22 protein-coding genes are annotated in these 21,789 nt (G+C 71.8%); 17 read left to right on the top strand and 5 right to left on the bottom strand.

What is annotated here, in order from left to right; translation table 11 throughout:
- Positions 1–604 precede the first annotated feature (604 nt).
- Positions 605–1,270: a lysophospholipid acyltransferase family protein gene (locus tag ABD875_RS10310; RefSeq protein ID WP_345176299.1), complete on the top strand. Its 666-nt coding sequence runs from the start codon at positions 605–607 to the stop codon at positions 1,268–1,270.
- Positions 1,271–1,286: 16 nt separating this feature from the next.
- On the top strand, positions 1,287–1,427 hold the full coding sequence (locus ABD875_RS10305; protein ID WP_345174731.1) for a hypothetical protein: 141 nt from the start codon (positions 1,287–1,289) through the stop codon (positions 1,425–1,427).
- 31 nt (positions 1,428–1,458) lie between these two features.
- Here the strand turns inward: ABD875_RS10305 and ABD875_RS10300 are convergent, their stop codons facing one another.
- The gene (locus ABD875_RS10300; protein ID WP_345174722.1) at positions 1,459–2,169 is read right to left on the bottom strand and encodes a winged helix-turn-helix transcriptional regulator; all 711 of its coding nucleotides are present in this window, start codon (positions 2,167–2,169) and stop codon (positions 1,459–1,461) included.
- Positions 2,170–2,275: 106 nt separating this feature from the next.
- On the opposite strand from ABD875_RS10300, the gene ABD875_RS10295 reads away from it, so the two are divergent.
- The 3 genes from ABD875_RS10295 (at position 2,276) to ABD875_RS10285 (ending at position 7,560) form a co-directional block, all read left to right on the top strand.
- Entirely contained in the window at positions 2,276–3,415 is a 1,140-nt protein-coding gene (locus ABD875_RS10295; protein WP_345174712.1) for an acyl-CoA dehydrogenase family protein, read from the top strand.
- A gap of 159 nt (positions 3,416–3,574) precedes the next feature.
- The gene (locus ABD875_RS10290; protein ID WP_345174681.1) at positions 3,575–5,653 is read left to right on the top strand and encodes a hydantoinase/oxoprolinase family protein; all 2,079 of its coding nucleotides are present in this window, start codon (positions 3,575–3,577) and stop codon (positions 5,651–5,653) included.
- Entirely contained in the window at positions 5,650–7,560 is a 1,911-nt protein-coding gene (locus ABD875_RS10285; RefSeq protein WP_345174676.1) for a hydantoinase B/oxoprolinase family protein, read from the top strand. Before ABD875_RS10290 ends, ABD875_RS10285 begins: the two co-directional genes overlap by 4 nt.
- Here the strand turns inward: ABD875_RS10285 and ABD875_RS10280 are convergent.
- From ABD875_RS10280 to ABD875_RS10270, 3 genes are read right to left on the bottom strand one after another with little or no spacing between them, the layout of a single operon-like run.
- Positions 7,536–8,216, bottom strand: a complete 681-nt coding sequence (locus ABD875_RS10280; protein WP_345174670.1) for a hypothetical protein — start codon at positions 8,214–8,216, stop codon at positions 7,536–7,538. The two genes, ABD875_RS10285 and ABD875_RS10280, sit on opposite strands and share 25 nt — an antisense overlap.
- A gap of 18 nt (positions 8,217–8,234) precedes the next feature.
- Entirely contained in the window at positions 8,235–8,927 is a 693-nt protein-coding gene (locus ABD875_RS10275; RefSeq protein ID WP_345174664.1) for a hypothetical protein, read from the bottom strand.
- Positions 8,920–9,402 (bottom strand): RNA polymerase sigma factor, encoded by a 483-nt coding sequence (locus tag ABD875_RS10270; RefSeq protein ID WP_379188138.1) that lies wholly within the window; start codon positions 9,400–9,402, stop codon positions 8,920–8,922. Before ABD875_RS10270 ends, ABD875_RS10275 begins: the two co-directional genes overlap by 8 nt.
- A gap of 158 nt (positions 9,403–9,560) precedes the next feature.
- Here ABD875_RS10270 and ABD875_RS10265 point away from each other — a divergent pair, with 158 nt between their 5' ends.
- The 6 genes from ABD875_RS10265 (at position 9,561) to ABD875_RS10240 (ending at position 16,486) form a co-directional block, all read left to right on the top strand.
- On the top strand, positions 9,561–10,220 hold the full coding sequence (locus ABD875_RS10265; RefSeq protein WP_345174650.1) for an SDR family oxidoreductase: 660 nt from the start codon (positions 9,561–9,563) through the stop codon (positions 10,218–10,220).
- 15 nt (positions 10,221–10,235) lie between these two features.
- Entirely contained in the window at positions 10,236–11,255 is a 1,020-nt protein-coding gene (locus ABD875_RS10260) for a phosphoinositide-specific phospholipase C-related protein (RefSeq protein WP_345174642.1), read from the top strand.
- Between the two features lie 48 nt (positions 11,256–11,303).
- The gene (gene nhaC / locus ABD875_RS10255) at positions 11,304–12,773 is read left to right on the top strand and encodes a Na+/H+ antiporter NhaC (protein WP_345174636.1); all 1,470 of its coding nucleotides are present in this window, start codon (positions 11,304–11,306) and stop codon (positions 12,771–12,773) included.
- Entirely contained in the window at positions 12,770–14,227 is a 1,458-nt protein-coding gene (locus tag ABD875_RS10250) for a basic amino acid/polyamine antiporter (RefSeq protein ID WP_345174630.1), read from the top strand. The genes nhaC and ABD875_RS10250 overlap by 4 nt, the downstream gene beginning before the upstream one ends.
- Before the next feature lie 13 nt (positions 14,228–14,240).
- Positions 14,241–15,488 (top strand): arginine deiminase, encoded by a 1,248-nt coding sequence (locus ABD875_RS10245; RefSeq protein WP_345174625.1) that lies wholly within the window; start codon positions 14,241–14,243, stop codon positions 15,486–15,488.
- 71 nt (positions 15,489–15,559) lie between these two features.
- Entirely contained in the window at positions 15,560–16,486 is a 927-nt protein-coding gene (locus tag ABD875_RS10240; RefSeq protein ID WP_345174619.1) for a hypothetical protein, read from the top strand.
- Here the strand turns inward: ABD875_RS10240 and ABD875_RS10235 are convergent.
- Complete coding sequence (locus tag ABD875_RS10235) at positions 16,483–17,157, bottom strand: TIGR00266 family protein (protein WP_345174613.1); 675 nt, start codon at positions 17,155–17,157, stop codon at positions 16,483–16,485. The two genes, ABD875_RS10240 and ABD875_RS10235, sit on opposite strands and share 4 nt — an antisense overlap.
- 81 nt (positions 17,158–17,238) lie before the next feature.
- Here ABD875_RS10235 and ABD875_RS10230 point away from each other — a divergent pair, with 81 nt between their 5' ends.
- The 6 genes from ABD875_RS10230 (at position 17,239) to bar (ending at position 21,696) form a co-directional block, all read left to right on the top strand.
- Positions 17,239–17,940 carry a hypothetical protein gene (locus ABD875_RS10230; RefSeq protein ID WP_345174605.1) on the top strand — a complete coding sequence of 234 codons (702 nt, stop codon included), beginning with the start codon at positions 17,239–17,241 and terminating at the stop codon, positions 17,938–17,940.
- Between the two features lie 13 nt (positions 17,941–17,953).
- A complete protein-coding gene (locus ABD875_RS10225) occupies positions 17,954–18,439 on the top strand; it encodes a nucleoside deaminase (RefSeq protein WP_345174598.1) in 486 nt (161 codons plus the stop codon).
- Entirely contained in the window at positions 18,436–18,840 is a 405-nt protein-coding gene (locus ABD875_RS10220) for a cupin domain-containing protein (RefSeq protein WP_345174588.1), read from the top strand. The genes ABD875_RS10225 and ABD875_RS10220 overlap by 4 nt, the downstream gene beginning before the upstream one ends.
- A complete protein-coding gene (locus tag ABD875_RS10215) occupies positions 18,837–19,565 on the top strand; it encodes an SDR family oxidoreductase (RefSeq protein ID WP_345174580.1) in 729 nt (242 codons plus the stop codon). The genes ABD875_RS10220 and ABD875_RS10215 overlap by 4 nt, the downstream gene beginning before the upstream one ends.
- A gap of 70 nt (positions 19,566–19,635) precedes the next feature.
- Entirely contained in the window at positions 19,636–20,568 is a 933-nt protein-coding gene (locus ABD875_RS10210) for a carbamate kinase (protein WP_345174573.1), read from the top strand.
- Positions 20,569–20,592: 24 nt separating this feature from the next.
- The gene (gene bar / locus ABD875_RS10205; protein WP_345174565.1) at positions 20,593–21,696 is read left to right on the top strand and encodes a barbiturase; all 1,104 of its coding nucleotides are present in this window, start codon (positions 20,593–20,595) and stop codon (positions 21,694–21,696) included.
- Positions 21,697–21,789: the final 93 nt, after the last annotated feature.

Here is a 21,789-nt window from a genome sequence, read left to right as displayed (position 1 = left end):
AGACGAGGATCCACACGCACCGCGCCAGCTTGCTGGAGCGAGGCGCAGCGGCTGGGTGACGAGGCCGCTGGGACCCACGGGGAAGAGCGCGTCGACCGGAAGCGTCACCGGTACCGGTCACCCGAAGGGCCCTTGCGACTCATACTCGCAAGGGCCCTTCACTCATTTCCGGGTGTGCCGCGGGACAGGCCGACGACGACCCAATCCCGCTCAACCATGGGGAAAAGTCGTCGCTCGTTGTGGATAGGCGACCTCGATCTGTGGAGCACCGGGCGAATTTCGGTGGAACTCGAAGAATGTTTCCCGAACCCCTTGCGCGGCCTGTTCCCGAGGGCATAGAACTTCTCCCACGAGATCCCGCAAGGGAGATCGGGACAGCTCGGAGACGAGGGTCCAGACGGTGCAGAACCAGCTTGCTGGGGACGCACCGCGGCGGCAGGGTGACGAGGCCGCCGGGGCCGGAGTGGACGAGATGTCGATCGGGAGCGTCACCAGTACCGGTCACCTGAAGGGCCCTTGGAACTCATACTTCCGAGGGCCCTTCGCCCATTTCCGAGCCCGATGCGGCGGACCCGCCGGTAACCGCGACACTGGTCCCGTGGAGATGTACACGGTCGTGCACGCGGTGGTCGCGCCGCTGTCGAAGGCGATCTGGCGCCCGACGGTCACCGGCATGGAGAACCTCCCGCGCACCGGCCCGGTGATCCTGGCCAGCAACCACCTGAGCTTCGCCGACAGCCTGGTGATCCCGATCGTGGCACCCCGCAAGGTCGCGTTCCTCGCCAAGTCCGACTACTTCACCGGCACCGGCGTGAAGGGCGCGCTGTCTCGCGCCTGGTTCGAGGGGCTCGGGATGCTGCCGGTCGACCGCGACGACAGCAAGGCCGCCCTGGACAGCCTCGACACCGCCCTCGGCGTCCTGGGCCGGGGTGAGGCGTTCGGCATCTACCCCGAGGGCACCCGCTCGCGCGACGGTCGGCTCTACCGCGGCCGCACCGGCGTCGCGCACCTGGCTCTGACGGCCGGCTGCCCGGTCGTCCCCGTCGGGCTGTCCGGCACCGAGAAGCTCCAGCCCGTCGGCGCCCGGTTCCCCAAGGTCGTTCCCGTCACCGTCACCTTCGGCGAGCCCATCGAGGTGGCCGGCAGGTTCGAGGGGATGGCGCTCGGCAAGGCCCGCCGCGAGCTCACCGACGAGATCATGCGGGCGATCCAGGCGATCACCGGCCAGGAGGAAGCCGGGGTCTACAACGACCGCGCGCCCGACGCCTGAGTGGCACCATGGCGTCATGACCACCGGACGCGACTACACCCGGCTGCCGGAGCCGGTGACCCTGGACAGCACCGTCACCGGCAAGGACGACCGGCCGCAGCAGGACCCTGACGACCTGCGCAGCGTCGAGCAGCTGCTCGGCATCACCGAGAACTGACCCCCGCGCGCCGGACGTCGGGCCGCTGGCCTCAGTGCGCAGGCTGCTCGGCCTGGGCGCGGTCGGCCCGCTCCCGGGTGACCTCGGCCCACGGGCTCCACAGGAACCAGCGGGGCAGCGCGGAGAGCAGCCGGGGCAGCCCCGCGACCTCGATGCGGCCGTCGGCGACGGCCTCCTGCCAGGTGGAGTAGCCCTGGAAGACCTCGGCGAACGTGGCGGTGGTGGCGGTCGCGACGACGTCGACGTCGAAGCCCGGGTGCACCATGCACACCGACACCTCCTGGCGGTCGAGGACCAGCCAGATGGTCTGCGCGGCCGGCTCGGTGTGCCGCCACTCGATCACCGTGCGCTGTGGCGGGAAGCGGGTCGGGTCGACGCGGCGGTGCATCCACCACATCAGCGTCGTCGGCGGCACGTCCTGGGGGCGCATGTCGTCGAAGAGCCACTCGATCGCCCAGCGGCCGAAGCTGTCGATCACCCGCTCGAGGTCCCGGCCCGCCGGGGTGAGGTGGTACTCGTTGCCCCGACCGGTCGGCGAGGGCCAGGTCTCCACCACACCGTTCTTCTCCAGGTGCCGCAGGCGCTGCACCAGCAGCGACCGCGAGATGCCGGGCAGGCCACGGGCGATGTCGTTGAACCGGGTGTTGCCGAGCACCAGCTCGCGCACGATCATCGGCGTCCAGCGGTCGGCGACGACCTCGGCCGCCATCTGGACCGGGCAGAAGTCACCGTAGTCGGGCATGTTCCATGGTGGCCCACAGCGACCGGCAGCGGTAGTCGCGAATCTGTACCACCCAGGTCGCAAACCTGCACTAGTGGGCGAGGGCGCCTCGGCCCAGCCTGGATCCATGACCACACTGACACAGCCCACCACCGTGAACCTGACCGCCCGGGCCGCGGCCATCGGACCCCAGCTCGCCGAGCACGCCGCGCGGCACGACGCCGAGGGCACCTTCGTCACCGAGGCGTACGACGCCCTCCGTGACGCCGGCCTGCTCACCGCGGCCGTGCCCGTCGAGCTCGGCGGGAATGGCGCGACGATCGCCGAGCTCACCGCCCTGCAGCGCGAGCTCGCCCACCACTGCGGCTCGACGGCCCTGGCGAGCTCGATGCACCAGCACGTCGTCGCGTTCACCGCCTGGCGGTACCGCCGCGGGCTGCCGGGCGCGGAGGCGACCCTGCGCCGCGTGGCCGAGGAGGGCATCCTGCTCGTCTCCACCGGCGGCGGCGACTACACCCACCCGCACGGCGAGGCCGTCAAGGTCGACGGCGGCTATCGCGTGAGCGGCACGAAGCGGTTCGCGAGCCAGTCGCGCCACGGCACCGTCCTGTCGACGATGTTCGCCGTCGCCGACCCCGAGCAGGGCCGACGGGTGCTCAACATGGCCGTCCCGGTCGCCTCGGAGGGCGTGACGGTCACCGACAGCTGGAACACGCTCGGCATGCGCGGCACGGCGAGCAACGACATCGAGATCGAGGACGTCTTCGTGCCCGACGAGCGGGTCCTCGCGAACCGGCCCTTCGGCGTCGTCGACGGTCCGCTGCAGGTGATCTCGAGCATCGCCTTCCCGATCATCAGCGGCGTCTACCTCGGCGTGGCGGAGGCGGCGTACGCCGAGGCGCGCGCCGCGGCCGCCCGCAAGTCCGGCAACGTGCTCGTGCAGCGCCAGCTCGGGCGGATGAAGCACGCGCTGCAGGTGGCGTCCTGGTCGCTGGACGGCGCCCTCGCGGCGGTCGGCGACGACCCGGTGCCGTCCCACGACACCTACGTCGCGGTGATGATCGCCAAGGCGGAGGTCGCCCGCGCCGGCCTCGAGGTCTGTGACCTCGCGATGGACGTCGTCGGCGGTCCGGGCTTCTTCCGCGGCTCGGTCGTCGAGCGTGCGTACCGCGACATCCGCGCGGCGAAGTTCCACCCGCTGACTCCGGAGGCCACTCTCGTCGAGACCGGGCGCTTCGAGCTGGGTGAGTCCGGGCTGTTGCAGTGACGGCGCCTCCTGGCGAGGGCCTGTACTCCGTTCTCGCGACCGTGGGCGTCGTGCACGTCTCCCGGAGCGACCCTCCTGGCAGAGATTGCCGGAGCATCGAGCGCCCGTCGGCAACCTCTGCCGTGGCTCGGTGACCCCGGGGACGGTTGAATCGGGGGCATGTCAGGGCAGCGACGCATCCGGATCGGCATCGACACCGGCGGGACGTTCACCGACGTCGTCGCCTTCGACGAGGACAGCGGCGAGCTGGTCACCACCAAGACCCCGTCGACGCCGAGCAACCCCGCCGACGGGTTCCTCGCCGGCATCGACAAGGTCCTCGGCCTGCTCGGCGCGACCGGCGCCGACATCGACGCGGTCAGCCACGGCACGACCGTCGCGACCAACCAGCTGCTCGAGGGCAAGGTCGACCGGCTCGGGTTCATCACGAACACCGGCTACGAGGCCATGCTCGAGATCGCCCGCCAGTCCGTGCCCGACGGCTACGGCAACAGCTACTTCTGGGTGAAGCCCGACCGGATCGTCCCGCGCGACCTCGTGAAGGGCGTCGAGGGCCGCCTCGACGTCGACGGCGACGAGGTCCGCCCGTTCGACGAGGACGGCGCCCGCGCCGTTGCCCGCTGGTTCAAGGCGCAGGGCATCACGACCCTCGGCGTCTGCTTCCTGCACGCCTACGCCAACCCCGTCCACGAGGAGCGGATGCGGGCGATCCTCACCGAGGAGCACCCGGACGCGATCGTGTCGCTCTCCAGCGAGGTGCTGCGCGAGTACCGCGAGTACGAGCGCGCCATGACCACCCTCGTCGACGCGGCCGTCAAGCCGCGCCTGTCGGCGTACGTCAACAACATCAAGGCGCGGCTCACGGCGTACGACGACCGCACCATCCCCTTCTACGTGATGAAGTCCAACGGCGGGGTGCTGTCGGCCGACGAGGTCGTGCACCAGCCGATCACCACCGTGCTGTCCGGACCCGCCGCCGGCGCGCTCGGCGCCGCGCTGATCGGCAAGGTCGCCGGGTTCGACAAGATCCTCACCAGCGACGGTGGTGGTACGTCGACCGACGTGTCGGTCGTGATCGACGGCGAGCCCACGCTGACGACCGAGGGGTCGGTGGGCGCGTTCCCCAGCAAGATCCCGATGATCGACGTGGTCACCGTCGGCGCGGGCGGCGGCTCGATCGCGTGGCTCAGCCCCGAGGGCACCCTCAAGGTCGGCCCGCAGTCGGCCGGCGCCGACCCGGGCCCGATCTGCTACGGCAAGGGCGGCACCGAGGTCACCATCACCGACGCCCACGTCTACCTCGGCCGGATCCCTCCGCACCTGCTCGGCGGCGAGATCCCGCTCGACGTCGACGCCGCGACGACCGGCATCGAGGCGCTCGCCGGGAAGCTCGGCCTGTCTCCGGAGGCGTGCGCCACCGGCATCCTCGAGATCTCCGCGTGGAACCAGGCCAACGCGCTGCGCCAGGTCACGGTCAAGCGCGGCCTCGACGTCCGCGACTTCACGCTCACCACGTTCGGTGGCTCGGGCTCGCTGCTGCTGTGCCGGCTGATGGACGTGCTCGGCATCCCGACCGTGCTGGTCCCGCCGAACCCCGGCAACGTCTCGGCGTTCGGGCTGCTCACCGTCGACGTGAAGAACGACTACGTCCGCACCCACGTGACGCTGGCCGACAAGCTCGACCCGGCCGCGGTCGCCGGCATCTACGACGAGCTCACCGCGCAGGCCGCCGAGGCGCTGGCCAAGGAGGGCTTCGACCCGAGCGAGCACCAGTTCGTGCGTACGGCGGACCTGCGCTACTTCGGCCAGGCCTTCGAAGTGCGGGTGCCCGTCGGCGCCGGTGCCCTCGACCCGGCCGCGGTCGCCGACGCGTTCCACGCCGAGCACAAGGCGCTCTACGGCTACGACTTCTCCGGCGACGACAGCCAGCAGGTCGAGTGGGTGAACCTCCGCGTCTCCGGCATCGGTCCGATCCAGCGCCCGGAGATCAAGCGCCACGATGGTGGTTTCGAGGCTCGCTCCGCTCGCACCTCAACCACCGTGCGGCCCGTCTGCTTCGAGGCCGCCGACGGCTACGTCGAGACACCGCTGTACCAACGCAGCGACCTGCCACCCGGGTCGACGCTGACCGGCCCGGTGATCGTCGAGGAGTTCGGCTCCACGGTGCCGATCCACCCCGGCTTCGACGTACGCGTCGACGAGTACCTGAACCTGATCGTGACGAGGAGCCAGGCATGAGCCGCCGTGCACCGACCCAGTTCCCGTTCGGCCACCTGACCGCGGACGCCGGCGCGAGCGCCGACCCGGTGCTCGTCGAGATCGTCCAGGGCTCGCTGGCCAGCGTCGAGATGGAGGTCGAGACCGCGATCGGGCGGACCAGCCGCAGCCCGATGATCCGCGACGCCCACGACTTCCGCGCGGGCATCCACGACCGGCTGCTGCGCAAGCTCACCGGCCGGTCGTACTCCGCGCTCGTGCACCCCGTCGCCCGCGACTTCCCGATCGAGGAGATGCGCGAGGGCGACGTCTTCTTCCACAACGACGTCTACCGCTCCGAGGGCGGCATCGGGCACCTGCCCGACCTGTGCGTCACCGTCCCCGTGTTCAGCGGCGGCAAGGTGGTCGCGTTCGTCCAGGCCTTCGGCCACCACGACGACATCGGCGGAGCCGTGCCCGGCTCCATGCCCTCCAACGCGACCAGCGTGTTCGAGGAGGGCCTGATGGTCCCCCCGATCCGACTGTGGGACGCCGGCGTTCCGAACAGGGCCGCGCTCTCGATCATGACCCGCAACTCCCGGATGCCGGAGTCCCTGGCCGCCGACCTCGACGCCGAGTGCTCCGCCTGCCTGATGGGTGCCCGCCGGCTCGGCGAGCTGTTCGACCGGTACGGCACCGACACCGTCGAGTCCTGCTTCGACGCGATCATCAGCCGGACCACCGAGACCTACCGCCGCGAGATCCTCAGCCAGATCCCGGTCGGCTCGTGGGTGTGGGAGGACTACGCCGAGCACGACGGCGTCGACGAGCCGATGCTGCACACGCAGCGGATCACGCTGACCCGCACGCCGTCCGACGACCCCGACGGCGAGCGGCTGGTCCTCGACTTCGACGGCACCAGCCCGCAGGCCAAGGGCCCGATCAACCACTGCGGCGACTACAGCGACGGCGTCTTCCTCAAGAAGTGGCTCGCGCCGATCCTGCGCAACCTCGCCGACAGCCCCGAGCGGATGGCCGAGCTCGACGTCAACGAGGGCATCGTGCCGCTCATCGAGATGCGGTTCCCCGAGCCCGGGACCCTGCTGACACCGGTGTTCCCGGCGCCGACCAACGCGCGCACGTTCGTGATCCTGCGGCTGCTCGGCGTGCTCGCCGGCGTGGTCGCGAAGGCCGTCGACGGCCGGATGCCGGCCGACCAGGAGACCATCCGCTACACCGGCGTGTACGGCGAGGACCTCGAGGGCCGGCCGTACCTCATGCGCGAGGTCCTCGGCGGCGGTTCGGGCGGTCGCTACTACGCGGACGGCGAGGACACCATCCACGTCGTCCCCGACTCCCGGAACCTGCCGACCGAGTTCACCGAGGCGCGCTTCCCGTTCCGCGTCGAGTCGCTGTCGCTGGCGATGGACAGCGGGGGAGCCGGCCAGTTCCGCGGCGGCCTCGGCTACGAGAAGCACATCCGGATGCTCAAGGACGGCCACTTCATGTCCATCGCGGACCGGTCGATCCTGGCCTGCTGGGGCGTGAAGGGCGGCCACGCCGGCAAGCCGTTCGAGGTCACCATCGACCCGGGCGGCCCGAACGAGCGCGAGGTCGACGCCCTCGCCGACGCCGAGCCGATCAAGGCCGGCGAGGTCGTCCGCATCCGCACCACCGGCGGCGGCGGCTGGGGCAACCCGCTCGACCGCGACCCCGCCCTCGTCGTCCGCGACGTCGTGTGGCGCAAGGTCTCGCCGGAGGCCGCGCTCGCCGACTACGGCGTCGTCCTGACCGGCGACCTCGACGACGACTCGCTGTCGTACGACGAGGCCGCGACCCGGGCCGAGCGCCAGGGCCGCCCGGAGCCGAGCGAGGCGTTCTTCGACCGCGGCCCGGGCTACGCCCGGCTCGCCGACGGAGCGGCCTACGCCGAGGTCGACCTGGTCTGAGGTACCAGCCAGTCCGCGTCGGGATCGAGCTCGGGCTCGGCCGCGCGGGCCGGGCGGGCCGGGCGGAACCGCGTCCAGCCCAGCGCCAGCAGGGCGCCGGCGACCAGGCCGCCGAGTCCCCACCACGCACCGGACACCCGGTCCGCGGGCTCGGCGGGTGCGGCGGCAGGCTCCGGCGTCTCGACCGGCGTCTCGACCGGCGCCGGCTCCGGGACGCTGGCCGCGGGCAGCAGCCGCTCGAGCAGGAACGCGAGCTCCATGCCTCGCTGCGGCTGGTGCCAGACGACCGGGCTGCCGGAGATCTCGCCGGTCTCGTGGTCCATCACCTGGGTCGCGATCCACGGGCCGCCCTCGGCGTCGAGGTAGATCCGGTCGATGCGCCACGGGTCGACGTCGTGGATGAGCCAGGTGGCGGTGATGGCGGAGCCGCTCGCGTGCGTCCCGCCCGCGTCCTCGGGGATGGTCTCGTTGATGCCCACGAGCTCGCCGAGCAGGTCGTAGTCGGACTCGGTGTAGGACAGCGACGCGGGCCGGCTGTCACCGGGCGCGGTCAGCGTGACGCTGGTCGGCCCGCCCGCCGATGCGGGCACCGCGAGCGCGACGGCGGAGACAGCAGCACAGACGGCTGCGGCGATACGTGCACGGACGATGGTCATGCTGGCGGTACACCGCCGTCAGCCGAGAGGTTCCGCCGACTCCGCGATCTCGATCGCCGTCCGCAGGTCGACCTCGCCCTCGAGCCGCAGCGTCGTGGCGCCGGCAGGCCAGATCAGCGTGTGGCCGGCGAGCCGGGGCGCGTGCGCCTCGGGGTCGCCCAGGACCCAGACCTCGTGGGGGTCGTCGAACCACAGGGCACCGCCCCCGGACACCGTCACGAACGTGACGTCGGGAGCGCGCTTGGCCATCGAGAAGTCGAGCCGCCCGTCGAGCTGGTCGAGCCGCACGACGCCGTCCTCGGTCGTCCAGCTCATCGACACGATCCGGCGGTCGGGCGAGACCTCGACGCCGTCGGGCTCGCCCAGCGCCGTCAACGTGTGGACCGGGAAGTCGACCGCGACGGGCGCGTCGCCCGTGACGCCGGTGGGCGGCGGTGCCGACCCCTGGTCGGAGCCGCCGATCTCGACCCGCACGCCACCGAAGCCGAACCAGTCCGCGACCGCCGCGCGCACCGGCGGCGCGGCCAGCAGCGCCAGCAGGATCGCCGTCACCACGAGCGCGACGACCCGGCGCTGCCGGGTCCACCACGACGGTCGCGGGGGAGCGGTCACCCGCCGCAGCACGGCCGCGGCCAGCTCGTCCGACGGCGGGGGTACGTCGGCCACGCGTCCCAGCGCGACCAGGTCGCGCACCAGCGCGTCGTCAGCCATCGACGGCCACCTCCTCGCGGAGCCTCGCGAGAGCGCGGCTCAGCCGGGACTTCACGGTGCCGCGCGGCCAGCCCAGCACCGCCGCGGTCTCCGCCTCGTCGAGGTCGAGCAGGTAGCGGCAGGTGACCACCTGCCGGTGCGCGGGTGACAGGACCGCGAGCCCGCGGACCAGGGCGTCCTGACGCTCCCGCGACAGCGTCGCCTCGGCGGGGTCGTCGGGCCGGGCGAGGAGCAGCGGCTCGGCCTCCGCCCAGGACCGCCGCTCCCGGGCGGTCCGGCGGCCCGCGCCGCGGTGCAGGTTGCGGGTCTCGTTGGCGACGATCCTCAGCAGCCACGGGCGGAACGGCGCGCCCGGCCGGAAGCTCCCCAGGGCGCCGTACGCCTTCACGAACGCCTCCTGCACCACGTCCTCCGCATCTCCTCCGGCACCGAGGAGTGCCGCGGTGCGGATCGCCACCGGGGCATGCCGACGCACCAGCTCCGCGTACGCGTCACGGTCGCCGTCGCGCACCCGGGCCAGTACGTCGGCGTCGTCCAGGCCGGTGTCCAGGGTCGAGTCCTTCTGTCGGTCGAACCTGTGTACACCACCGCGGCCGGCGAGGTTCCCGGCTGCCGCCCGTCTAGATTCGCCCCATGACGCGGATCGTTGTTGTCGGCGGGAACGGCAAGACCGGTCGAGCCGTGCGCGCGGCCGTGCCCGACGCCCGCGCCGTCGGCCGCGCCGACTGGCCCGACCTCGCCACCGCGCTCGAGGACTGCGACGCGGTGTACCTCGTCGCCCCGAACCTGCACCCCGACGAGCCGGCGTACGTCGACGAGGTGGTGCGGGCCTGCGCCGCGGCCGGCGTCCGGCGGCTCGTCTACCACTCGGTCGCGTCGCCGTACGTGCCCGCGATGCCGCACCACCTCGGGAAGGCGGTGTCCGAGGACCGGGTCCGGCGGTCCGCCCTGGCCTGGACGATCCTCCAGCCCGGCGCGTACCTGCAGAACCTCGACCTGAGCGGGCCGACGCTGGACGTGCCGTACGACGTGGACGCCCGGTTCGGGTTCCTCGACCTCGCCGACCTCGGCGCGGCCGCGGCCAGGGTGCTGCTGGACGACGGCCACGACGGCGCGACGTACGAGCTCGCGAGCCGGCAGGCGACGGTGGCGGAGCTCGCCGCGGAGGCCGGCATCGTGGCCCGCAGGGTCCCCGACCCGGGGACGCACCCGTGGCTGAGCGCGATGTTCGCCTACTACGACCGACACGGCCTGCCGGTGGGCACGCTGCCGTTGCGCGCGCTGCTCGGCTGACGCGAGGCTGTGCAGGTGCGTCGCGTCCTCGTCCTGACCCTGGCCCTGGCCCTGGGTCTTTGCCTGGCGCTCGCCGGCTGCTCCGACGACGCGGCGAGGAAGGCGGACGTGGCCTGCAACGGGCACGAGGAGCTGTGCGACCGGGCGTACGACGAGGTCGCCTACCCAGCCACGCACAACTCGATGTCGGCCGCGGCCGAGCCCGGCTGGTTCTTCCCCGAGCAGCCCGACGGCATCATCGCCCAGCTCGACCACGGGATCCGGGTGCTGCTGATCGACACCTGGTACGGCCAGCCGACCGACCGCCGCGGCATCGTGGCCACCGCGGACAAGAGCCGGGCCGAGGCGATCGAGCAGGCCCGGCAGGACTTCGGGCGGCGCGCGGTCGACGCCGCGCTGCGGGCTCGGCGGGCGGCCGGGCTCGCGCCGACCGGCGAGGTGCGGCCCTACCTCTGCCACGCGATGTGCGAGCTCGGGTCGACGTCGTGGGCGCGCAGCCTGCGTGCCACCAAGGACTGGCTGGACGCCCACCCGCGCGAGGTCGTCACGCTGTTCGTGCAGGACGAGGTCACGCCGGCCGACACCGCGCGGGTCATCGAGCAGGCGGGGTTGCAGCCCTACGTGTACACGCCCGAGGAGGACGGCACCTGGCCGACGCTGGGGGAGATGGTCGACGACGGGACCCGGCTCGTGGTGCTGATGGAGAACCACGGCGGCGGCGAGCTGCTGCCGTGGCTGATCCCGGGCTTCGACGTCGTGCAGGACACGCCGTACCGGTTCCGGAGCCCGGCGGACTTCACCTGCGCCGAGAACCGCGGCGACCCCGACGCGTCGCTGTTCCTCGTCAACCACTGGATCGACGACTGGCGCAACGTCCCGCAGAACTCCGCGATCGTCAACGCCCGCGCGGTGCTGCTGCCGCGCCTGCGGGAGTGCGAGGAGGAGCGGGGCCAGCTGCCGAACTTCGTGGCGGTCGACTACTACGACCGGGGCGACCTGCTGGACGTGGTCGACGAGCTCAACGGGCTGGACTAGCCCGCTTCGGGGGAGGCGAGCACCGGGGTGAGCCGCTAGTCATGGACCATGGCCGACCACGTCACCGGGGTGCGGGACCCGTCGCTGGCCGACGCCCTCGTGCCGCTGGCGGTGCTGGCTGTCCTGATCGCGGGGTCGCTCGCGCTGTACGGACTCGACGCGCTCGACGGCCCGATCCAGGTCGCGCTGCTGCTGTGCTGCGGGGTGGCGGCGCTGATCGCGATGCGGAACGGGCACCCGTTCACCGCGGTCCAGGAGGCGGGTCGCGGTGCGGTCGCGTCGGTGACCAGCGCGGTCTTCATCCTGTTCGCGGTCGGCGCGCTGATCGGCGTCTGGAACCTGAGCGGCACCATCCCGACCCTCGTCTACTACGGCATCCAGGTGCTCTCGCCGGAGTGGTTCTACGCCGCCACCGCGGTGATCTGCGGGATCGTCGCGCTGAGCATCGGCAGCTCGTGGACGACCGCGGCCACCATCGGGGTCGGCCTCGTCGGGATCGCCACGCTGATCGGGGTCTCGCCGGCGATCACCGCCGGCGCGGTCATCTCGGGCGCCTACCTCGGTGACAAGACGTCGCCGCTGTCGGAGACCACGGTCCTCACCGCGCAGATCGTCGGTGTCGACGTGCACGAGCACATCAAGCGGCAGGTCTGGACCTCGGTCCCGGCGTTCGGCGTCGCGATGGTCGTCTTCGTCGTGCTGAGCCTCACCGGGTCCGTGACGGTCTCCGATGCCGTGGTCTCCTCGGAGCTGGACGACCTCGACCAGGTCTTCTGGATCACGCCGCTCGCGCTGCTCCCGCTGGTGCTGCTGGCGGTGCTGTCGATCAAGAAGGTCCCGGCGTCGTTGGCGCTGATCGCGTCGACGCTGTTCGCCGGCGTGCTCGGCGCCTTCCTCCAGCCCGACGTGTACGCCGACTTCGTCGCCGGGTCCGGCAACGTGGTCGCCGAGTCGGTCAAGGCGGTGTGGACCGCGATGGCGAACGGCTTCTCGATCGACACCGGGATCGCCGACGTCGACCGGCTGCTGTCGCGCGGTGGCATGGACAGCATGCTGCTCACGATCTGGCTGATCCTCGGGGCGGTCACGTTCGGCGCGATGCTCGAGGAGTTCGGCCTGATCAGCCGGCTGGTGGACCCGATGATCGCGGCGGCCACCACGACCGGCCGGCTGTTCCTCACGGTCTTCGCCTGCGCCTTCGGCCTCAACGTCGTCGCCGGCGACCAGTACATCGCGCTGGTGCTGCCCAGCCGCATCTTCAAGGCCGAGTTCGCGCGGCGCGGGCTGGCGCCGACCAACCTGTCGCGGCTGGCCGCCGACAGCGGCACCGTCACGTCACCCCTGGTCCCGTGGAACTCGTGCGGAGCCTTCATGGGTGCCACGCTGGGCGTGTCCACGTTGCTCTACCTGCCGTACGCCGTCTTCTGCTACGCCAGTCCAGCGCTGAGCGTGCTCTACGGCTTCACCGGCTTCAAGATCGAGAAGACGGACCCGACCGACGTCGAGGAGACCCGATGAGCACTGAGACCGACGCAGCTCCCGCCGGTGGCGCCGTCGCGAAGATGAGCGTCCCGACGCTCACCGCCATGGTGGTCGGCGGCATGGTCGGCGCGGGCGTGTTCTCGCTCCCAGCCCGCTTCGGCGTCGCGACCGGCATCCTGGGGTCGCTGATCGCGTGGGCGGTCGCCGGCGCCGGCATGCTGATGCTGGCGTTCGTGTTCCAGAACCTCGCGATCCGCAAGCCCGACCTCGACTCCGGCGTCTTCATCTACGCGAAGGCCGGGTTCGGCGACTACGCCGGCTTCAACTCCGCGATCGGCTTCTGGGCCAGCTCGATCGCCGGCAACACCTTCTACTGGGTGTTCATCGGCGCCACCCTCGGCGCGTTCTTCGACGGCTTCGGGGACGGCGACACCGTCCTCGCCATCGCGCTGGCCACCGTCGGCGTCTGGACGTTCCACTACCTCATCGCGCGAGGGGTCCGCGACGCGGCGGTGATCAACCGGATCGTCACGGTCTTCAAGATCATCCCGATCCTGGTGTTCATCGTCGTGCTGTTCGTGAACTTCGACGCCGGAGTCTTCTCCGACAACTGGACGGCGTACGGGTACGGCGACCTGGGCGATCTCAACGAGCAGGTCCGCAACACCATGCTGATCACGACGTTCGTCTTCATCGGCATCGAGGGCGCGAGCGTCTACTCGCGGTACGCCCAGAAGCGCGAGGACGTCGGCAAGGCCACGGTGATGGGCTTCCTGAGCGTGCTCTCGATCTTCGCGCTCGTGACCCTGTCGAGCTACTCCGTCGTGCCGCAGCCCGAGCTGGCGGCCACCCGGCAGCCGTCGATGGTCGGCGTCTTCGAGTCGGTCGTGGGGGACTGGGGCGAGTGGTTCATCAGCATCGCCGTGATCGTGTCGGTGCTCGGCGCCTACCTCGCGTGGACGCTGATGGCGGCCGAGGTCATGTTCATCCCCGCCCGGCAGGACGACTTCCCGGAGTTCCTGGGCCGGGAGAACGCGGCGGGCACCCCGATCACCGCGTTGGTGGTCACCTCGCTCGCGGTCCAGGGGATGCTGGCGCTCACGCTGTTCGTCACGGACGCGCTGAACTTCATGCTCGACCTGTCGACCAGCCTGGCGCTGCTGCCGTACCTGCTGGCCGCCGCCTACGCCCTCAAGCTCGGCCTCACCGGCGAGGCCTACGAGGGGGTGCCCGCCGGCGTGCGGCGCAAGGAGACGATCGTGGCCGGCGTCGCGGTGGCGTACACGATCTTCCTGTTCGACGCCGCGGGCATGAAGTTCGTGCTGCTGATGACGGTGCTGCTCGCGCCGGCGTCGCTGCTGTACGTCAAGGCGCGCAGCGAGCACGGGCGCCGGCTGTTCACCCCGGCCGAGATCGGCCTGTGCGTCCTCATCGTCGCCGGCGGCGTCTTCGGCGCCGTCGGCCTCTGGACCGGAACCATCACCCTGTGAAAGGAAGTTCCACATGAGCGTCTCCTCGACGTACGGCGTGCACTCGGAGGTCGGCAAGCTCCGCAAGGTGCTGGTCTGCGCCCCCGGCCTCGCCCATCGCCGACTCACCCCGAGCAACAACGACGAGCTGTTGTTCGACGACGTGATGTGGGTCGAGAACGCCCAGCGCGACCACGCGGACTTCGTCAACAAGATGACCCAGCGTGGCGTCGAGGTCGTGGAGCTGCACGACCTGCTCGCGCAGACGCTCGGGGTGCCCGGCGCCAAGGACTGGATCCTCGATCGCAAGATCGTGCCCAACCAGGTCGGGCTGGGGCTGGTCGACGACACCCGCGGCTACCTCGAGGGCCTGGAGGAGCGGAGGCTCGCGGAGTTCCTCATTGGCGGGCTCGCGACCACCGACCTGCCCGACGACTTCCGTTCGGACTACGTGAACCTCGCGCGCGAGTCGACCGGCGCGCGGGAGTACCTCATGCCGCCGCTGCCGAACACGCTCTACACCCGGGACACCACGTGCTGGCTGTACGGCGGGCTCACGATGAACCCGCTCTACTGGGCGGCTCGCAAGGAGGAGACGCTGCTCTACAAGGCGATCTACCAGTTCCACCCCGACTTCGTGGGGTCGACCGTCTGGTGGGGCGACGCGGAGCAGGAGTGGGGACAGGCCAGCTTCGAGGGTGGCGACGTGATGCCGGTCGGCAACGGCGTCGTGCTCGTCGGGATGAGCGAGCGGACGTCGCGCCAGGCGATCACCCAGGTGGCCAAGGCTCTGTTCGACCAGGGCGCGGCCACCCGGGTGATCGTGGCCGGGATGCCCAAGCTGCGCGCGGCGATGCACCTCGACACGGTCTTCACGTTCGTCGACCGCGACATCGTGACGCTCTACCCCACGATCATGGACGCGGTGCACACGTTCACGCTGATGCCGTCGGACACGGCGCCCGGGGTCGAGGTGCGCGACGAGGGCTCGGCGCGGTTCGTCGACGTCGTCGCCCGCGAGCTCGGTCTCCCGTCGATCCAGGTCATCGACACCGGGGGTGACGTCTACCAGTCGGAGCGCCAGCAGTGGGACAGCGGCAACAACGCGGTCGCGCTCGAGCCCGGCGTGGTGTTCACCTACGACCGCAACACGCTCACGAACACACTGCTGCGCAAGGCCGGGGTCGAGGTCATCACGATCGTGGGCGCCGAGCTCGGCCGTGGCCGCGGCGGCGGGCACTGCATGACCTGCCCGATCATCCGGGAGCCGGTGGAGTTCTGAGTCGGTCCTGGTGGGTCCGCCTCGCCCTCCTGGCGGTCGCGGCCCTCGTCACGTACATCGTCGTCCAGCTCGTGGGGAAGGTCGACTGGGGCGAGGTCCGGGCCGCCCTGGGGCACCTGGACTGGTGGCAGGCGCCGGTCCTCTTCGCCGTGCTGGTGGTCCGGCAGGTGCTCAACGCGCTGCCGTTGTCGCTCTACATCCCGGGCGTCTCGCCGTTGCGCGCCGCCCAGAACGACCAGGTCGCGATCCTGATGTCCACGATCGCGCCGCCGCCGAGCGACATCGCGCTGCGGATGGCGATGTTCTCGTCGTGGGGCGTGCCGGTCGCGAAGGGCATGGCCGGCACGATCATGAACACGCTGACGTTCTACATCGTCCGCTTCGGTGCTCCGGCCGTCGGCTTCGTGCTGCTGGCGATCGTCGGCGGTGAGCTGGGCTACCGCCTCGCCGACCTCGTCAGCATCGCGATCTCGGCGGGCATCCTGACCGGGCTGCTGCTCGTGGTCCGCAGCGACGGCCTGGCCCGCGTGGTGGGCACCAGGGCGGGCAGGGTGGCGCGCCGGGTCCGCCGTACCGTCGACCCGGCCGCGTGGGCCGAGGCCTGCGTGCGCTTCCGCGGCGACGTCGCGGCTCGGTTCCGGTACGGCTTCCCGCGCTCGCTGCTCGCCCTGGCCGGGATGCTGGCGGTCGACCTCACCCTGCTCGTGATGTGCCTGCGGTTCGTCGGGCTGAGCTCGAGCGAGGTGGGGGCGGCGGAGATCGCGGTGGCGTACCTGTTCGCCTACCCGTTCACGATCTTCCCGGCCAGCGGCATCGGCATCGTGGACGCGCTGATCCTCGCCGCGATCGTGCAGTCCGCCGGGCTCGAGGCCGAGGCCGCCGCGGTGGCCGGGCTCGTCGTGTGGCGCGTCTTCACGCTGGGCGGGCCGCTGGCGCTGGGCGCGGTCTCGCTCGCCGCGTGGCGGCGGACCGAGCCCGCCGCCACCGCGGACGCCTAGCTGCTCTGCTGGGGGAGCTGCGGGATCAGCCAGTTGAGGAACGAGTCCTGGCTGCGGGTCTGGATGTAGATCCGGCCGGGGCCGGTCGCGTCGACCACGAAGCCCTCGCCCGAGAAGAACGTCGACTTCCAGTTGCCGACCTTGCGCACGGCGTAGTTCACGCCCTCGGTCCACGCGACCATGTGGCCGGTGTCGACCGTGTAGGTCTGGCCCGGCTGCAGGTCGATCGCGTGGATCGCGCCGTAGCTCGACAGCACGATGTCGCCCTGGCCGCTGACGCGCAGCATGAACAGGCCCTCGCGCGAGAAGAACGTCTTCGAGCCGCCCCACTTCGAGTCCACCTCGAGGCCCTGCGAGGACGCGAGGTACGACCCGGACTGCACGAACAGCGTCCCGTTGATCGGCCACGCCACCACGTCGCCCGCGAGCGGCGGCGCGAGCCACAGCTCGGCGCCGTCCACCTGCCCGGTGAACGTGTTCATGAAGAACGACTCGCCACCGAGCACCGAGCGGCGCAGCCCCTTGAGCACACCGCCCTGCGTCGTGGTCTCCATCGCCACGCCCGGGGACATCGCGAGCATCGCGCCCGCCTCCGCCCGGACGACCTCGCCGGCGCTGAGGACGACCTTCGCGGTGGCATAGGCCGGGCCGTACATGATCTCGGTCTGCATCGACTCTCCTGGTGACTGGCCCGAGGCGGATGTTCACGGTTCGAGTGCCGAGCCTAGCGAGACGACGTACGCTCCGGACCCATGCGGACCCTGCTCGGTACCCTGCTTGGTGCACTGGTCGTCGCCACCCTCGGCATCACCCTGCTCGCGGTGGCTCCGGCCGGTGCGAGCACCTACCGCGGCGACTGCATCGAGACCCCCGGGCACCTGAAGGTCCGCCAGGTCCGCGACGGCGACCGGCTGGGGGTGACCCTGCGCGCCACCGGGATGCCGCACCGGCGCTGGAGCGGCAGCGCCCACGTCCTGTACGGCGGCATGCAGAGCTCCGGGGGCCAGCAGGACCAGTTCGGTGTCAGCACGCCGCGCGGGCGGGCCCGGCACACGTCGGTGCTCGACGTGCCGAACGGCTTCTCGTCGTCCGGCGTGATGCTGACCGCCGCGACCGGCCAGACCCGGCCCTCGTGCTCGATCGACGCGGCGTTCGCCCGGCGCTCGGCGTCGGTCAGCATGTACCACGCCCGCTTCCAGGCGACCGCGTACCGCGGCCGGGTGCACGTGGAGTACGCCGGTTACACCTGTCAGGGCGACTCCACGTGGCGCGCGAAGGTCGTCGTCCGCTGGCGCGACCACACGATCACGTCGGGCCTGGGCCGCGACGAGTGCCTCAACGGCGTCGTCACGCTGACCCGCGCGCTGCCCGGCGGGCGGCTGCCGCGCTCGGTCTCCCTGGTCGCCCGCGGCGACGACGGCTACGTCTGGCGGGCGTCGTACGCGCTCGGCTGACAGACTCGGGGTCGTGACGCTCTCCGAGACCGATCTCGACCACCTGCGGCACTGCGTGGAGCTGGCGCGCGAGGCGCTCGACGACGGCGACGAGCCGTTCGGCTCGGTGCTCGTGTCCGGCTCCGGTGAGGTGCTGTACGCCGACCGCAACCGGGTCAAGGACGGCGACCAGACCCGGCACCCGGAGTTCGACATCGCCCGCTGGGCGGGCGAGAACCTGCCCCAGGAGGACCGCGCGGCCTGCACCGTCTACACCTCCGGCGAGCACTGCGCGATGTGCTCGGCGGCGCACGCGTGGGTCGGCCTCGGGCGGATCGTGTACGCCGCCTCCACGGAGCAGCTGGTCGGGTGGCTGGCCGAGTGGGGGATCGCGCCCGGGCCGGTGCGGCCGCTGGCGGTGCGCGACGTCGCGCCCGGCGTACCCGTCGACGGCCCGGCGCCCGAGCTCGAGGCCGAGGTCCGCGCGCTGCACGCCCGGCTGCACGGAGTGGGCTCATGACCCGACCGGCGCTGGCCGAGGCGCTGGACCTGCAGCCGCACCCCGAGGGCGGGTGGTACCGGCAGACCTGGGCGTCGCCGGAGTCGGTGACGCTGCCCGACGGGCGGGTGCGGCCGACCGCGACGCTGATCTACTTCCTGCTCCCGGCGGGGGAGTCCTCCGCCTGGCACCGGGTCTCCTCCGACGAGGTGTGGCTGGCCCACCACGGCGCGGTGACCCTCGAGCTCGGCGGGGTCGGCGACCGACCGGGCGAGGTGACCGCGGTGTCGGTCGACCTCGTCGAGCCGCAGCTGCTGGTGCCGGCCGGCACCTGGCAGCGCACGCTTCCCGCGCCGGCGGACGCACTCGTCAGCTGCCTGGTGTCACCGGGCTTCGACTTCGACGACTTCGAGATGGCATGAAGACCCTCATCACCGGCGGCACCCGCGGGATCGGCGCAGCGACCGCGCTGCGGCTGGCGCGCGACGGCCACGACCTGGTGCTCGGCTACGCGCGCGACGACCGGGCCGCCGAGGAGGCCCGGCTGGCCGTCGAGGACGCCGGCGGGCACTGCACGGTCGTGCGCACCGACCTGACCGACCCCGCGGGCGTCGACCGGCTGTTCGCGGCGGCCGGCCCGGTCACGGGCGTCGTCAACAACGCCGGCGCCACGCTGCACATCGGGAAGCTCGCCGAGACGCCCCCCGACGTGATCGCCGCGACCGTCGACCTCAACCTCACCTCCGCGCTCCTCGTCGCCCGCGCGGCGGTCCGCGCCATGGGGACGTCGTACGGCGGCAGCGGCGGCGTGCTCGTCAACGTCAGCTCCGGCGCCGCGACCCTGGGCTCGGCGAACGAGTACGTCCAGTACGCCGCGTCCAAGGCCGGCGTCGACACGCTCACCGTCGGGCTCGCGCAGGAGGTGGCCGGCGACGGCATCCGCGTGGTCGGCGTCGCGCCCGGGATCGTGCGCACCTCGATCCACGCCGACGCCGGCGAACCCGGCCGGATCGACCGGGTCGGGCCGCTGGTCCCGCTCGGCCGGGCCGGGGAGCCCGGCGAGGTGGCCGACGCGATCGCCTGGCTGATGAGCGACGAGGCGTCGTACGTCACCGGCACGACGCTGCGGGTGGCCGGAGGACGATGACGGCGTCGGCGGCGTTCTCTTGGCAACTCCTGCCGAAGATGCGCGCCTGCGCGGTCACTAGGTTCGGAGCATGAGGGTCCTGCTCGCGCTCGGTGGCAACGCCATGACGAACGCAGGCCGGGCCCGCCCGGAGGACCAGATCGGCGCCGCCGAGGTCGCGATGGCCGCCGTCGCCTCGATGCTCGAGCAGGACGTCGACGTGGTCATCACGCACGGCAACGGTCCCCAGGTCGGCAACCTGCTGGTCAAGAACGAGGTCGCCGCCGCCGTCGTCCCGCCGGTGCCGCTCGACTGGTGCGGCGCACAGACGCAGGGGACGCTCGGCTTCGTGCTGATGGACGCGCTCGACGTCGAGCTGGCCCGCCGCGGCGTCGACCGGCGTACGGCGGCGGTGGTGACCCGCGCCCTCGTCGACGCCGCCGACAGCGGCTTCGCGAAGCCGACCAAGCCGATCGGCCGCTTCCTGCCCGCCGACGAGGCCGCGGTGATGCAGGAGCACGGTCAGGTCTGGGAGGACCGCGGCGAGAAGGGCTGGCGGCGCGTGGTCGCCTCGCCCGAGCCGCTCGAGATCCTCGACGCGGCCGCGGTGCGCGCGCTGGTCGACGCCGGCTTCGTCGTGATCGCCAACGGCGGTGGAGGCATCCCCGTGGTCCGCGACCCCGACGGCCGGCTGCGCGGCGTGGAGGCCGTGATCGACAAGGACCTCGGCGCCGCGCTGCTCGCGCGCACGGTCGCCGCGGACGTGCTGGTGATCGGCACCGACGTGCCGAACGCCGTGCTGCGCTACGGGACCCCCGAGGCCGAGTCCCTCGGCGCCGTGACGGTCGCGGAGCTGCGCGGCTACGCCGCCGAGGGGCACTTCGCCAGCGGCTCGATGGGACCCAAGGTGGACGCCGCCTGCCGGTTCGTCGAGCAGGGCGGCACCCGCGCCGTCATCACCGACCTCGACCACCTCGCCGCAGCCATCGCCGGAGACGCCGGCACCGTCGTCGTACCCACCTAGAGCCCGACTAGCAGAAGGAACGTCATGCCCGACGCCATCGAAGTCCGCAAGGTCCCGATCCACTCCGTCGCCGACGCCAGCGAGCTCGCGAAGCTCATCGACGACGGCGTGATGCAGGCCGACCGCGTCATCGCGATCATCGGCAAGACCGAGGGCAACGGCGGCGTCAACGACTACACGCGGATCATCGCCGACCGCGCGTTCCGCGAGGTGCTGGTCGAGAAGGGCGCCGACGCCGAGGCCGTGAAGCAGGTCCCGATCGTGTGGTCGGGCGGCACCGACGGCGTGATCAGCCCGCACGCCACGATCTTCGCGACCGTCCCGCCCGAGCACGTCGTACCGACCGACGAGCCGCGGCTCACCGTCGGCTTCGCGATGAGCGAGGTGCTGATGCCCGAGGACATCGGCCGGACCGCGATGGTCACGAAGGTCGCCGACGCCGTGAAGGTCGCGATGGAGCGGGCCGGGATCACCGACCCGGCCGACGTGCACTACGTGCAGACCAAGACGCCGCTGCTGACCGTGCACACGATCCGCGACGCGAAGTCGCGCGGCAAGACCGTGTGGACCGAGCACACCCACGAGTCGATGGACCTCTCCAACGGCTGCACGGCGCTGGGGATCGCGGTCGCCCTCGGCGAGATCGAGATGCCGACCGACGCCGACGTCATGCACAACCGCTCGCTGTACTCCTCGGTCGCCTCCTGCTCCTCCGGCGTCGAGCTCGACCAGGCGCAGGTCGTCGTGGTCGGCAACGCGCCGGGTGTCGGCGGCCGCTACCGGATCGGCCACTCGGTGATGAACGACGCCCTCGACGCCGACGGCATCTGGGACGCGATCCGCTCCGCCGGCCTCGACCTCCCCGAGCGCCCGCACCCCTCCGACCTCGACGGCCGGCTGGTCAACGTGTTCCTCAAGTGCGAGGTGTCGCAGGACGGCGTCGTCCGCGGCCGCCGCAACGCGATGCTCGACGACTCCGACGTGCACTGGCACCGCCAGATCAAGTCCGCGGTCGGTGGCGTGACCGCCGCGGTCACCGGCGACCCGGCCGTCTTCGTGTCGGTCTCCGCCGCCCACCAGGGCCCCGACGGTGGCGGCCCGGTGGCGGCGATCGTCGACCTGGGCTGAGGCTGCTGCAGGTTTCCCCGGTGGGCCGGGGAAACCTGACCTTATGGGCCGAAACTTCACCCCAGAACGTCAGGGATTGCCCGAGAAGTCCGA

Source organism: Nocardioides caricicola (genome assembly GCF_039541135.1).
GTDB classification, from domain to species: domain Bacteria; phylum Actinomycetota; class Actinomycetes; order Propionibacteriales; family Nocardioidaceae; genus Nocardioides; species Nocardioides caricicola.
The sequence above is the reverse complement of the archived record's forward strand: the minus strand, read 5'-3'. Positions and strand labels throughout refer to the sequence as shown.